The sequence below is a fragment of the Pseudomonas sp. WJP1 genome (assembly GCF_028471945.1).
In the GTDB taxonomy this organism is placed as follows: Bacteria; Pseudomonadota; Gammaproteobacteria; order Pseudomonadales; family Pseudomonadaceae; genus Aquipseudomonas.
This window is the reverse complement of record NZ_CP110128.1, coordinates 1,918,709-1,931,105: the sequence shown is the minus strand read 5'-3', so window position 1 is coordinate 1,931,105 and position 12,397 is coordinate 1,918,709. Positions and strand designations below refer to the sequence as shown.

At 60.6% G+C, this 12,397-nt stretch carries 12 protein-coding genes and 1 other RNA gene; 3 read left to right on the top strand and 10 right to left on the bottom strand.

Features of this window, described 5'->3' with window-relative positions:
• Window positions 1-44: 44 nt before the first annotated feature.
• The 3 genes from OH720_RS08800 to dnaX all read right to left on the bottom strand — a co-directional run bounded on the left by OH720_RS08800 (window position 45) and on the right by dnaX (window position 3,812).
• Window positions 45-1,082 (bottom strand): NADP-dependent oxidoreductase, encoded by a 1,038-nt coding sequence (locus OH720_RS08800; protein WP_272605273.1) that lies wholly within the window; start codon window positions 1,080-1,082, stop codon window positions 45-47.
• 258 nt (window positions 1,083-1,340) lie between these two features.
• Window positions 1,341-1,679, bottom strand: coding sequence for a YbaB/EbfC family nucleoid-associated protein (locus tag OH720_RS08795; protein WP_007933349.1), 339 nt, complete (start codon window positions 1,677-1,679; stop codon window positions 1,341-1,343).
• 66 nt (window positions 1,680-1,745) lie between these two features.
• Window positions 1,746-3,812 (bottom strand): DNA polymerase III subunit gamma/tau, encoded by a 2,067-nt coding sequence (gene dnaX, locus OH720_RS08790; protein ID WP_272605272.1) that lies wholly within the window; start codon window positions 3,810-3,812, stop codon window positions 1,746-1,748.
• A 135-nt stretch (window positions 3,813-3,947) separates the two neighbouring features.
• Between dnaX and OH720_RS08785 the strand changes: the two genes are divergently transcribed.
• Entirely contained in the window at window positions 3,948-4,700 is a 753-nt protein-coding gene (locus OH720_RS08785; RefSeq protein ID WP_272605271.1) for a substrate-binding periplasmic protein, read from the top strand.
• Here OH720_RS08785 and OH720_RS08780 read toward each other — a convergent pair.
• A complete protein-coding gene (locus OH720_RS08780; protein ID WP_272605270.1) occupies window positions 4,667-6,403 on the bottom strand; it encodes a putative bifunctional diguanylate cyclase/phosphodiesterase in 1,737 nt (578 codons plus the stop codon). The two genes, OH720_RS08785 and OH720_RS08780, sit on opposite strands and share 34 nt — an antisense overlap.
• A gap of 274 nt (window positions 6,404-6,677) precedes the next feature.
• On the opposite strand from OH720_RS08780, the gene OH720_RS08775 reads away from it, so the two are divergent.
• Entirely contained in the window at window positions 6,678-6,992 is a 315-nt protein-coding gene (locus tag OH720_RS08775; protein ID WP_272605269.1) for a helix-turn-helix domain-containing protein, read from the top strand.
• Window positions 6,993-7,156: 164 nt separating this feature from the next.
• Here the strand turns inward: OH720_RS08775 and ffs are convergent.
• The 3 genes from ffs to OH720_RS08760 all read right to left on the bottom strand — a co-directional run bounded on the left by ffs (window position 7,157) and on the right by OH720_RS08760 (window position 9,017).
• Window positions 7,157-7,253, bottom strand: an RNA gene (ffs, locus tag OH720_RS08770) — signal recognition particle sRNA small type.
• Window positions 7,254-7,496: 243 nt separating this feature from the next.
• Window positions 7,497-8,348 carry an urea carboxylase-associated family protein gene (locus tag OH720_RS08765; RefSeq protein ID WP_272605268.1) on the bottom strand — a complete coding sequence of 284 codons (852 nt, stop codon included), beginning with the start codon at window positions 8,346-8,348 and terminating at the stop codon, window positions 7,497-7,499.
• A 15-nt stretch (window positions 8,349-8,363) separates the two neighbouring features.
• Window positions 8,364-9,017, bottom strand: a complete 654-nt coding sequence (locus OH720_RS08760; RefSeq protein ID WP_272605267.1) for a GntR family transcriptional regulator — start codon at window positions 9,015-9,017, stop codon at window positions 8,364-8,366.
• Window positions 9,018-9,191: 174 nt separating this feature from the next.
• On the opposite strand from OH720_RS08760, the gene OH720_RS08755 reads away from it, so the two are divergent.
• On the top strand, window positions 9,192-9,743 hold the full coding sequence (locus OH720_RS08755; protein WP_008065104.1) for a TetR/AcrR family transcriptional regulator: 552 nt from the start codon (window positions 9,192-9,194) through the stop codon (window positions 9,741-9,743).
• Here OH720_RS08755 and fabF read toward each other — a convergent pair.
• The 3 genes from fabF to OH720_RS08740 all read right to left on the bottom strand — a co-directional run bounded on the left by fabF (window position 9,740) and on the right by OH720_RS08740 (window position 12,383).
• On the bottom strand, window positions 9,740-11,014 hold the full coding sequence (gene fabF, locus OH720_RS08750) for a beta-ketoacyl-ACP synthase II (protein WP_272605266.1): 1,275 nt from the start codon (window positions 11,012-11,014) through the stop codon (window positions 9,740-9,742). The two genes, OH720_RS08755 and fabF, sit on opposite strands and share 4 nt — an antisense overlap.
• Before the next feature lie 31 nt (window positions 11,015-11,045).
• Complete coding sequence (locus OH720_RS08745; RefSeq protein ID WP_272605265.1) at window positions 11,046-11,840, bottom strand: SDR family NAD(P)-dependent oxidoreductase; 795 nt, start codon at window positions 11,838-11,840, stop codon at window positions 11,046-11,048.
• 207 nt (window positions 11,841-12,047) lie between these two features.
• Window positions 12,048-12,383 (bottom strand): ComEA family DNA-binding protein, encoded by a 336-nt coding sequence (locus OH720_RS08740; protein ID WP_272605264.1) that lies wholly within the window; start codon window positions 12,381-12,383, stop codon window positions 12,048-12,050.
• Between the last annotated feature and the right edge of the window lie 14 nt (window positions 12,384-12,397).

Sequence of the window (12,397 nt, the reverse complement as noted above, 5' to 3'; positions counted from 1 at the left end):
GGTTTATACCCGCGCCTCTGATGAGCGTCAATTCACAGCGTCAATTAGTCGTTGGGCGCGACCCGCACCACCAGTTTGCCAAAGTTGCGACCTTCCAGCAGCCCGATGAACGCCTCGGGCGCCTGTTCCAGGCCATCGACCACGTCTTCGCGAAACTTCACCTTGCCATCACGCACCCATGGCGCCATCGCGCTGATGAATTCCGGCTGGCGGTCACCGTAGTCGTCGAACACGATAAAGCCCTGGATTCGCACACGCTTGGTCAACAGCGTGCGCTGCAATTGCGGCAGGCGATCCGGGCCGCTCGGCGTTTCGGTGGCGTTGTAGGAAGCGATCAGTCCACAGAGCGGAATCCGCGCCTTGGGGTTGAGTAACGGCACCACCGCGTCGAACACCTTGCCGCCGACGTTCTCATAATAGATATCGATGCCCTTGGGGCACGCTTTCGCCAGTTCGTCGACGAAGTCCGGGCTCCTGTGGTCGATGCAGGCATCGAAACCCAGCTCCTCAGTGACATAACGACATTTTTCCGCCCCGCCGGCCACGCCGACAACGCGCAGGCCCTTGATCTTCGCCACCTGGCCCACCACCGAACCCACGGCACCCGAGGCCGCCGCCACCACCAGGGTCTCGCCTTCTTTTGGCTGGCCGATGTCCATCAAGCCCATGTAGGCGGTCATGCCCGGCATGCCCAGCACCCCCAGGGCCATGGAGGGGTTGGGCAGCCCCGACGGTAGCGCCATGATGCTGGTACCGTCGTTGATGCTGTGGCTCTGCCATCCCGTGGCGCCGACCACCAGGTCACCTTCATGAAACTTGGGATGGCGCGAACGCTCGACCCGGCTGACTGCACCACCGGTCATCACATCACCGATTTCCACCGGCGCGGCATAGGACGGCGCATCACTCATGCGCCCGCGCATGTAGGGGTCCAGCGACAGGTAAAGGGTCTTGAGCAGCACCTGACCCTCGGCCAGATCGGGTAGCGCGACCCGCTCCAGGCGAAAATTCTCCGGCGTCGGCGCGCCAACCGGGCGCGAGGCCAGGACGATGCGTTGGTTGAGGGTCATGGGGTCGGACATGTCAGCGTCTCCTTTGTTCGATGAATTTGGCGGTATAGGGAGCAGACCGTTGGGGCGGAATGGCGTTCGATGTTTCTACCTGGGGACCGAGTCGCCTTCTTCGCGGGCAAGCCTCGCTCCTACGCAAGCACCGCGCAACCCCGTAGGAGCGAGGCTTGCCCGCGAAGGCGCCCTCATGGATTACGCCTGCCCCAGAAACAAAAATGCCAGGCAAGATGCCTGGCATTTTTTGTAGCTCATCCGACGCCTGAAGGCGAATCAGAATGGCAGTTTCATGCCCGGTGGCAGTTGCATGCCAGCGGTCATGCTGCCCATTTTGTCCTGGCTGTTGGCTTCGATCTTGCGCACGGCGTCGTTGACGGCCGCGGCGAACACTGCCTCGAGCATTTCCTTGTCATCTTCGCTCAGGCCTTCGACCAGGCTTGGGTCGATGGTCACGCGCTTGACGTCGTGACGACCGGTCATCACCACGGTGACCATGTCGCCACCGGCTTTACCGGTGACTTCGGCGTTGGCCAGCTCTTCCTGCATCTTGGCCATTTTTTCCTGCATCTGCTGCGCCTGCTTCATCAGGCCGGCCATGCCACCTTTCATCATGGGAATCACCTCAAAAGTACTTGGATTAAACGGCGCCCGGCCCCTGCGGGCGAGCGCCTTCAGTTATTAGCCCTGACTGGCCAGGGCCTCGACAGGTTCAATAGTATCGTTACGGACCACCGCACCGAACTGCTGCATCATTTGCTGGATGAACGGATCACCGTGGATCGACTCCTCGGCCTCGCGCTGACGGTCGGCACGCCGACGGGACGCCGCCTGGGCCGGGGTTTCCTGCTCGGGCTTGATCAGCTCCATGGTCAGGGTCAGCGTACGCCCGTGATACTGGTTCAACGCTTCGTTGAGACGACGTTGTTGAGTGGCGTTGAACAAGGCGCTGTGGGCCGGGTCCAGGTGCAACAACCAGTTGTCGCCATCGACCGCGATCAGCGTGCAGTTGGCGGCGATGCTGCCGGTCATGCCGGAAATCGGCAGCTTCGGGAACAGCTCCAGCCATTGCAGGGCCAGGCCCGTGGCGGGTGCTGCAGCGGGCTCAGGCTCGGGTTCTGCGGCTGACTCGGCGGCGTGCTCGCTGGCCAAATCGTCGAGATAGCTATAGGCCGAATCCATGTCTGGCTCGATGTAATCCTCATCCAGCGGCGGCTCGTCATCCAGGTCCATGCCCGGTGTGGCAGCATCGACCTGGGCCACCGTCGGTTCCGGAATCGGCGCGGCGGCCCACTCCGGCGCGTCCGGCACAGCGCTATCCGGAGTCGGCATCGGCATTGGCGGCAACTCGGGCTGCTCGCTGACGGTTTCCAGCACCGGCTCGACGGCTGGTTGCTGAACGGCTGCTGGCTCGACCGGATCATTCCACGGCAGGTCGACCACTTCTTCGACCACGACTTCTTGGGCCACCGGCTCTGGTACAGGCTCAGGTATTACGACAGGCGCAACCGGCACAGGTGCCGGAACCACTACCGCAACAGGTGCAACGGGCGCAGCGACGACCTTTGCTACGACTGGCGTGGCAGCCACTGATTTGGCGGAATCAACCGTGGCCTGGCTGATCCCCACTGGCTTTAGCGGTTGCCTTGGCGTGTCCGTGGTGTCGGCGGGCCGGAACGCCAGCATGCGCAACAGCACCATTTCAAAACCGCCACGGGGATCGGGAGCCAGCGGCAAGTCGCGGCGGCCGATCAGGCCCATCTGGTAATAGAACTGCACGTCTTCGGCCGGCAGGGCCTGGGCCAGGGCCAGCACCCGGTCACGGTCGCCATGGCCGTTGTCGACGCCTTCCGGCAAGGCCTGGGCGATGGCGACGCGGTGCAGCACATTGAGGATTTCCGAGAGCACGCCGTTCCAGTCCGGGCCCTGTTCGGCCAGGTGGCGGACCGCCTCGAGCAGGGCCTTGGCGTCGCCTTCGATCAGCGCATGCAGGACGTCATAGACCTGGCCGTGATCGAGGGTACCGAGCATCGCCCGCACGTCAGCGGCCATGACCTTACCTTCACCGAAGGCGATCGCCTGGTCGGTGAGGCTCATGGCATCGCGCATCGAACCGTCGGCGGCGCGACCGAGCAACCACAGCGCATCGTCTTCGAACGGCACGTTCTCGACGCCAAGCACATGGGTCAAATGCTCGACGACCCGTTCCGGGGTCATGTTCTTCAGGGAGAACTGCAGGCAACGCGAAAGAATCGTTGCAGGAAGTTTCTGCGGATCAGTGGTGGCCAGGATGAACTTGACGTAGGGTGGCGGCTCTTCGAGGGTTTTCAACAGCGCATTGAAAGAATGGCTGGAGAGCATGTGCACTTCGTCGATCAGGTAGACCTTGAAACGCCCGCGGCTGGGGGCGTACTGCACGTTGTCGAGCAGCTCGCGGGTGTCTTCGACCTTGGTGCGGCTGGCGGCGTCGATCTCGATTAGGTCGACGAAGCGGCCTTCATCGATCTCGCGGCACACCGAACACTCGCCACAGGGCGTTGAAGTGATACCTGTTTCACAGTTCAAGCATTTGGCTATGATCCGCGCGATGGTGGTCTTGCCAACCCCGCGCGTACCGGTAAACAGGTACGCGTGGTGCAGCCGCTGGCTGTCCAAGGCATTGATCAGAGCCTTGAGCACATGGGTCTGGCCGACCATTTCGCGGAACGAGCGCGGACGCCATTTACGTGCAAGAACCTGATAACTCATCGAAAACCGTCGCAGCGAAGGAAGCAGAAGCGGCTAATGCTAGCGGAGCAAGGCACAAATTGCATCCGGTGCGCTCGTCTAATCTGGCTAAGCTGCATTTTGCGGGCCTTTTGCTTCAAGGATAGTGGAGCGTTTATGCGGCTGGGCTTGGGGGCACTGCTGTTGATCAGCCTGGACGGGGTGGCCGCTGACGCACCGTTGCGCTTCGTGGTACCTGACAGTTGGGCCATGCCGATGGTGCAGCTTGAACGCGGCCGGCCGACCCAGGGCATCCTTTATGACGTGATGCTCAGCCTCGCGACCCAGGTCGGTGTGCCGGCGCAGTTTCACGTATTGCCCCGCGGCCGGGTGCAGAACGCCATGGAACAGGGCGAGGTCGACATTCGCTGCTACGCCGCACAGTCCTGGACGCCGAACCAGTCCGGCGACTATATCTGGAGCATTCCGCTCTGGACTCAACCCGACCTGCTGGTCAGCCGGCCTGACGCGAAGGACTCCGTCAACCCGGCACACTTGCCGCATCAATCGATCGGCACGGTTCTGGGCTACAGCTACCCGACCCTGCAGCCGCTGTTCGACGCCAACCGGCTGTATCGCGACGATGCCCGTAACCAGGAACAGGTGCTGGAGAAGCTGCATGCCGGACGCAACCGCTATGCGGTCAGCAACCAATGGACCCTGGACTGGTTCAACCAGCGATTGTTGCCGCAGCAGCAACTGCAAGGCGTGGCGTTCCTGCAGGAGCAACGCGTCGGCTGTTACGTACGCAACGATCCCAAGGTGCCGGTGCAGCGCATTCTGCGCACCCTGCTGCGCATGAAGATGTCAGGGGAAATCGATGACATCATTCGCCTTTACGTTGGCGGCAAGGCTGAAGCCAGGCCGTGACCGAGGACGGCTGAATCCGCTACCCGCCATTGCGCCGGGGCGACAAAACTCCTGACCCAGCCCGGCACGTCGGCGGCGGCCATCGGCGGCGCAATGAAATCGCCCTGGGCCACGTCGCAGCCCAAGTGCAACAGCAACTCGCCATGCTCGATACTTTCCAGCCCCTCGGCGATCACCTGGCGGCCAAATGCCCGGGCCAGGCCGATCACCGCCGTGGTCAATGCCAGGTCATCGCCATCATGAAGAATGTCGCGCACAAAGGATTTGTCGATCTTGATGGTCTGGGTGCGCAGGCGCTTGAGGTAACTCAGGGATGAATAGCCGGTGCCGAAATCCCCCAGGGAAAACTGCACCCCCAGCGCCTGGCAAGCCTGCAGGCAGGTACTGACATGCTGGATGTTCTCGACCGCGACCGACTCGACGATCTCCAGGTCGAGCCGCTGCGGCGCCACACGCGCATGCCGCGCCAACAGGTTTTTTAGCCGCAAGACGAAGTCCGCCCGCTGAAAATGCCGCGCCGCGATATTGATGCTCACCGGCCAGTCATGTCCGGCCTGGCGCCATTGGTCCAGTTGCGCCAACACCTGGTCCATGACCCATTCACCGATATCGATGATCAGGTCGGTCGCTTCCACCAGGGGCAGGAATTCCCGGGCGGACACTAAGCCGTTTTGCGGGTGCTCCCAGCGCAGCACTGCCTCGAAGCCGACGACCTGGCCCCGACGCATGTCGACCTTGGGCTGGAACTGCAGGAGCAGTTCGCCAGCTACCAGCGCCTGCCGCACCCGTTCGACCGTCTCGTGAGTGGCCTTGACCTCGCGGTCGCGGGTCACGTCGAATAAATGAAAGCGCTTGCGACCACTCTGCTTGGCCACATACATGGCCTGATCGGCATGACGCAGCAGGGTCCCCGCATCTTCGTTATCGTGAGGGAAAAGCGTGACGCCGATGCTGGCAAACACATTGATATCCTTGCCTTGCAGCGAGTACGGGGCCGATATCGCCCCCAGCACCCGATTCAGAGCGGCCCGCAGCTGCGACAAGTCATGTACATAGCGCAACACCAGGACGAACTCGTCGCCGGCCAACCGCGCGACCACATCCTCGCCACGCACGATGTTGCGCAGGCGCTTGGCCACCTCCACCAGCAAAAGATCGCCAGTGGCATGCCCGTAGCCATCATTGATCGCCTTGAAGCCGTCGAGATCGAGCATGCACACCGCCAGCGCGATGCTCTCCTGCCGGGAGAACTCCAGCGCCTGATCGAGCAGATCCGAAAGAAATGCACGGTTGGGCAGCCCGGTGAGCACGTCATGACCGACCCGCCATTGCAGGGAATGCAGCAGTTGTCGTTTCTCGCTGATGTCGAAGCGAATCGACAGATACCGCTCAACCCGCCCGGTGGCAGTATCGATCACCGGCACCATGGTGCTTTCGACCCAGTACAGGCTGCCATCCTTGGCACGATTGCAGATCTCGCCCTTCCAGATATGACCCAAGGCGATGGTGCGCCACATGTCGACGAAGAAGTCAGTGGCGTGCATACCGGAATTGAGCATGCGATGGTTTTGCCCAAGCAGTTCTTCACGACTGTAGCCGGACACTGCGCAAAACTGGTCATTGACGTGGGTAATCCGGCCGCCCAGGTCGGTCTCGGAAAAAATCGCGGCGGCATCCACCGCCCTGCGGTACTTCTCATCCATGAGTCAGGCTCGCTACGGTGGAACCCGTTGAAGGCAGCAACACCGATACTGGTAATATTCTGCAAGGCTTCAGGTGGCTCTCGCCGCCTTGCGTGAACGCGCAATAGTGGCTTTTTCACATCGTTCCATAATCTGAAACAAGCTCACTCAATGCCGCTTTTGGGCGGCAATTCTACGAAATGCATCACATCTTGCAAAGCAAGGTGATGGATCATGCAGTTGTCTAATGCAAAAATCTATCGTTAAGTTCTTGATTCTAAATGGGAATTGAGCAATGCACATTTCAAGTTTGGGTCCAGCCATCCGCCGGCACCGCAAGGTCGCGGGGCTTACTCAGGCTGAACTTGGCGAAAGAACCGGTTTTGACCCCAAAACCATCAGCCGCTTCGAAACCGGCACCTATACCCCCAGCGTGGATGCACTGTTCCTGTTTGCCAATGTGCTGGGGGTGAAGCTGAAAGCCTTTTTCGCCGACCCGGGCGATGAGGATGAACAGCGGGCGTACCTGTTCGATGTCATACATAAAGCCCCCCCAAAGGACCTGGGAAAGCTGATTGCAGCGGTTGACCAGGCCTTGTCCAAGCCTTAAAGCCAGAAAAGAAAAAAGGAGGCCGACGTGTCGATCTCCTTATTCATGTCGCCGCCAAATCGTGGACGACAAAAAACCGCGATGAACAGATGCCATGGCAGTACAGGAAAAATGGTTTGGACAGATAACGCGAGAGAGGGTCTCGCGGCTCGTTAAGGTGGCGACCCCACCAGCCACACCCCGGCACACAATGTCACCGCTGCGGCTGCTCCCTTCCAGGCCTGACCGGGTTCACGGCTGATCGTTGCGGGGGGACCGATGGGGTCACCATAACGACGCTCACCTGACGGCGAGCCGCGCCATTGTACCTATCTGAGACGAAGTTACAACCGTTCGTGCGGATTAAAAAATATGAGCGGGTTCAAGGACATGCAATTGCCTAGAAAATCCAGTGACGGATTGACTGTAGGAGCGAGGCTTGCCCGCGAACCAGGCGCCACGGTGCAATTGACACACCGTGTCATCGCTCTTCGCAGGCAAGTCGGATCGCCGCACCGCTCGCCCCTACACTTCCCAATCGGCCTTCGCAATGTGCAAACCGTGCAACCCCTTGTACGCTGCACGCTCAGGCTGGCTCCAACCCTCGAGCAAGGATTCATCCAGCCGATATACCTCCACCCCCAACGGGCGGCACACGCTCAGGGGATCCTGCGCATCCGGCCCCCACATGGCCAGCGACAGGTCCCCTCCCGGGCAAGTCGACAATGCGCAAAGCAGATCGATCTCGGCGAAGAACTCCAGGTAATCGCCCTTCTGCGCCGGGCAGGCCTTCATGAAGTACATGTCGTCGTGATTCAGCCCCGTGCACTGGAAAATGTTCAGCACGTCATGCACGTCGAATTCGCTCAGGCCGTGAGGCAGTACTGCGCGGGTCAGGTTGGAATGACAGTGATGGTGGAAATCCTCGCCGGTGAGCATTTTGTTCACATACGGGTCGCAGCGGGTACCCAGCAAGTCGTGCAGGCGCCCGCCATGTTCATCGATACCGTACGCGGCGAGGCTGTCATCGGTGATGGTCACCAGCGGCCGCAGGAACGGCAGGTTCGACCAGAGCCGGTCGTGGGTGCTTACGTGAGCACCCTGCAATTGCCGGGTCCGCGCCGCCCACAAGCGTTCGCGCGGATCGTTGGCGTTCCACACGTTGAAATCCCCCACTTGCGGCCCGACCGGCGTGGTGACGCGAAACACGTGCCTGGCCGGCACTTTCCAGGCACGGCCGGTACGGATCGGCACTTCGAATGACTCGATCAACGTGCGCCCGTCCTTCGTGTCACGAACCCGCTCGTAGAAGGCCTTGTCCACCTGCAAGGCCGAGCCTTTGCTGACTTGATAGGCCGCTGGATAGTCTTTGTACATGGCACAGATCCTCGATCAGTGATGGGAGGCAGGGGCAAACATTTGCAACAGCATGTGTTCAGAATCGTCGAGATACAGGCTCATGGTGTCTTCGGCACCGCGCTTGTCGCCCTCGACGAGCAGCTCATGGATCTGCCGGTCGCGAGCCAGCCAGGGCGCCTGAAAACGTGATTCATCGGGGGCGCTGCAGAACACCAGGCGCAATTGCGCGACGACGTTGGTGAAGAACTCGTCAAACAACGGGCTGCGCAACAGCCCAACGATATGCTGGTGAAAGGCCAGACCATGGGTGCCGACTGCGCGCCAGTCCTCGCGCTCCCGGGCCAGCTCGGCGGCTTCCAGGGCTTCGAGCATGCGGTCGGATTCATACTCACGCAGGGGCCGGCTGGCACTGATGGCCTGCAACTCAAGCGTGCGGCGAACCCGGAACAGGTCCCGCACATCCTCGACCCCCAACCGGCGCACCATCACACCCTTGTTGCGCACATAGCGGGTCAGGCCCTCCTGCCCCAAGCGGTGCAGGGCCTCGCGAATGGTATTGCGCGAAGCGTTGTAGGCGACCACCAGATCACTTTCCACCAAGGCCATGCCGGGCAGTAATCGCCCACCAATAATGTCGCCGCGTAACTCCAGCGTGATGTGATCGGCCAATGACAGTCCGCTGTTCATACTCATTACCTTGGATTGTTCAACAATCGTTGATGAATGAGTAATCACTATTCGTGCCATATTTCATTGAGGTTTCGATCAAGTTCGACGCATCTGCATGCTTTTTAGAAATAGAAGTACAGTCACCATCCAATTTTCATTGGTTAATATGGCGCATTGATGTGGAGATATCAGATGCGTTACTCGCAGGACCATAAAGCCCAGACTCACCAACGCATCATCAAGGAAGCTTCCGTACGCTTTCGCCGAGACGGCATCGGCGCGACCGGCCTGCAACCGCTGATGAAAGCGCTGGGCTTGACCCACGGGGGCTTTTATTCACACTTCAAGTCCAAGGACGAATTGGTGGAAAAAGCGCTACAGGCAGCCGGGGATCAAGTGGACGTCACCTGCGCGGAGCTGTTTGCCCAGGAGCGCCCGCTGGAGGCATTCATCAACGCCTACCTGTCCGAATGGCACCAGACTTCGCCCCACGAAGGCTGCCCGCTGCCGACCATGTCATCGGAACTCGGCATGCGTGGCCAACCGAGCCCCACTTCCGACGTTGTACTCCATGCACGACTTCGCCAGATCCAGGGCACCCTCGAGGGCGAAAACATCGAGCATCGCAGCATCGTCATCATGTCCACACTGATCGGCGCGCTGCTGCTTTCGCGCAGCGTCGAGAACCCCGAGCTGGCCGCCGAGATCCTCGAAGTGGCACGCAACCACCTAATCCGGGACTAATCAACCCAGCGTTTGAACAGCACGCTGGCATTGACCCCGCCAAACCCGAAACCGTTGGACAGTGCGTACTCGATCGCCATGGGCCGCGCCTGGCCACGGACAATATCCACGCCGTCACTGGCCGGGTCCGGATTATCGAGATTGAGGGTCGCCGGCACGATCTGGTCCCGGATCGCCAGCAGCGTGAAAATGGCTTCGAGCCCGCCAGCGGCACCGAGCAAATGGCCGGTGGCCGACTTGGTCGAGGTCACAGCAATACCGTTTTGCGAACCGAACAATGCCTTGATGGCCGCCAACTCCCCCAGGTCGCCCACTGGCGTCGAGGTGGCGTGCGCATTCAGATGCTGCACTTGCTGCGGCGAAATTCCCGCCTGCGCCAATGCCAATGACATCGCCCGGCGAGCGCCGCTGCCATCCTCAGGCCCGGCGGTCAGGTGATAGGCGTCCGCACTGGTGCCGTAACCAACCACTTCTGCCAGGGGTTGAGCACCCCGGGCCAAGGCATGCTCCAGGGATTCAACCACCAGCAGGCCTGCCCCCTCGCCCATGACAAAGCCGTCGCGGTCGCGATCGAACGGTCGCGAGGCGCGCTCCGGAGTGTCGTTAAAAGCGCTGGACAAGGCACGTGCCGCCGCAAATCCGGCAAGACTGACCCGATCGATCGCTGCCTCCGCCCCCCCACACACCGCAACATCCGCCTCGCCACTACGAATCAACCGCACCGCATCGCCAATGGCCTGGACGCCGGCCGCACAGGCCGTGACCGGCGCTCCCAGCGGGCCCTTGAACCTATGCTGGATCGACACATGCCCCGCCGCCAGGTTGACCAGGAACGAAGGAATGGTGAACGGCGACAAGCGCCGCGGCCCACGGCTGTCCGTGGTACGCACCGCATCGGCAATCGCCCCGAAACCACCGACACCGGACCCGATGATGGTTGCCGTACGCTCCTGGGCATCCGCGGTTTGCGCCTGCCAACCCGCCTGCTCGATGGCTTGGCGCGCCGCCTCCATGGCAAACAGGATGAACCGGTCCATCTTCTTCTGTTCTTTGGGCGATGTTGCCCGATCCGGATCAAAACCCGCCTGCGGATCCTCCGCCAGGGTTGGCACCGCCCCGCCGACTTTGGCGGGCAGATCGGCCACCACCTCGTCCGGCAAGTTGCGCAACCCGGAACGCCCGGCCAACAAACGCGCCCAGACCGCTTCGACACCGCTACCCAGCGGAGACACCAGCCCCATGCCTGTCACTACCACTCGACGATCACTCATACCGCAACCACCTCATACCGGTTCGCGCGCGTCATTTGTAACGCGCAGCCGCATTGCTTTTGGAAAGGTTAGGCGCCATGACGAGTCGCGCCGCCACAAATGCATCCCAGTCACCAGCATCCGGCAATGAAGGAATGGTCACCAACTCACCCTGATCCAGCCCCGCCAGGGCCGCATCGACCATCTCCCCCGCCTCCATCACCATCTCCTCCGGAATCTGCGACGCATCGATACCCGAACGCTCCCAGATCTCGGTACGTGTTACCCCTGGCAACACAGCCTGGACCTTGACGCCGGTGCCGTCGAGTTCGGCGTTCAACGACTGGGTCAGGCTCAATACATAAGCCTTGCTCGCGCTGTACGTCGCATTGAAACGCTCGGGAAACAACGCCACCACCGATGCAATGTTGATGATCGTGCCTCGGCCCGCCTTGGCAAAACTCGCCGCCGCCGCCGACGCCAAACGCGTGACCGCCGTGATGTTCAACTGGATCATGCGCTCCATCTGGTCCAGATCGGCATTGGCCAACAACCCATCCGCCGCCACCCCCGCATTGTTCAGCAACAGGCTGATACTCGAATCGCTGCGCATACGCTGCTCAAGCTTCAGCACGTCATCCTTCTGCGTCAAATCCGCTTTCAACACCTCAACCTGAACACCATGGGCATCGCGCAACGCGCTCGCCGCCGCCTCAAGCCGTCCTTGATCACGGGCAACCAACAACAAATCAAAACCACGCGCGGCCAACCGCTGCGCGTAGACCGCGCCGATACCGGAAGACGCACCGGTGACGAGGGCCGTACCTTGGGACTGAATGGAAGTCATGACGTTGCTCCTGGGAGATGCCAGAGAAATGGATACGCGCCAGGTTTTCAGCGCGCCTTGATCGAAATCGAATTTATTATAGGCATAATTTAATTGGCATATGATAGTCGTAATTTTTTAATTGGCGACGAAAGGCAAAACCTCGCAGCATCCGCCAGAAAGAAAAAAGGCCGGTCAATGACCGGCCTCCAAGGCTGATTAACAAGCTTAGTTCACCTGAAGCTTCTCGCGATTCTTATCCAGCAGGGCCTTGCCGATACCTTTCACTTCGAGCAACTCGTCGACAGATACGAAAGGACCATTACTTTCACGATACGCAACAATCGCCAAAGCCTTGGCCTCCCCTACACCGGATAACTCACGCTGCAAGGTTGGCGCATCAGCCTTGTTGAGGTCGACTTTGCCTGATTGCGTACTCGCCGAAGCCTCCATCGCCACCGGAGCCTTGGAAGCCTCTGGCTTGACCGCAGGCGCAGCATTGGCAGTGATAGTGGCACTGGTGAGCAGGGCAAAAACCAGGGAATAGAAATAGCCTGTACGCATAAATGACGCTCCAT

Excerpts from the sequence above, each read along its gene's own strand:
- OH720_RS08800 (WP_272605273.1), bottom strand. The coding sequence starts at position 1,082 with ATGTCCGACCCCATGACCCTCAACCAACGCATCGTCCTGGCCTCGCGC.
- OH720_RS08795 (WP_007933349.1), bottom strand. The coding sequence starts at position 1,679 with ATGATGAAAGGTGGCATGGCCGGCCTGATGAAGCAGGCGCAGCAGATG.
- dnaX (WP_272605272.1), bottom strand. The coding sequence starts at position 3,812 with ATGAGTTATCAGGTTCTTGCACGTAAATGGCGTCCGCGCTCGTTCCGC.
- OH720_RS08785 (WP_272605271.1), top strand. The coding sequence starts at position 3,948 with ATGCGGCTGGGCTTGGGGGCACTGCTGTTGATCAGCCTGGACGGGGTG.
- OH720_RS08780 (WP_272605270.1), bottom strand. The coding sequence starts at position 6,403 with ATGGATGAGAAGTACCGCAGGGCGGTGGATGCCGCCGCGATTTTTTCC.
- OH720_RS08775 (WP_272605269.1), top strand. The coding sequence starts at position 6,678 with ATGCACATTTCAAGTTTGGGTCCAGCCATCCGCCGGCACCGCAAGGTC.
- OH720_RS08765 (WP_272605268.1), bottom strand. The coding sequence starts at position 8,348 with ATGTACAAAGACTATCCAGCGGCCTATCAAGTCAGCAAAGGCTCGGCC.
- OH720_RS08760 (WP_272605267.1), bottom strand. The coding sequence starts at position 9,017 with ATGAACAGCGGACTGTCATTGGCCGATCACATCACGCTGGAGTTACGC.
- OH720_RS08755 (WP_008065104.1), top strand. The coding sequence starts at position 9,192 with ATGCGTTACTCGCAGGACCATAAAGCCCAGACTCACCAACGCATCATC.
- fabF (WP_272605266.1), bottom strand. The coding sequence starts at position 11,014 with ATGAGTGATCGTCGAGTGGTAGTGACAGGCATGGGGCTGGTGTCTCCG.
- OH720_RS08745 (WP_272605265.1), bottom strand. The coding sequence starts at position 11,840 with ATGACTTCCATTCAGTCCCAAGGTACGGCCCTCGTCACCGGTGCGTCT.
- OH720_RS08740 (WP_272605264.1), bottom strand. The coding sequence starts at position 12,383 with ATGCGTACAGGCTATTTCTATTCCCTGGTTTTTGCCCTGCTCACCAGT.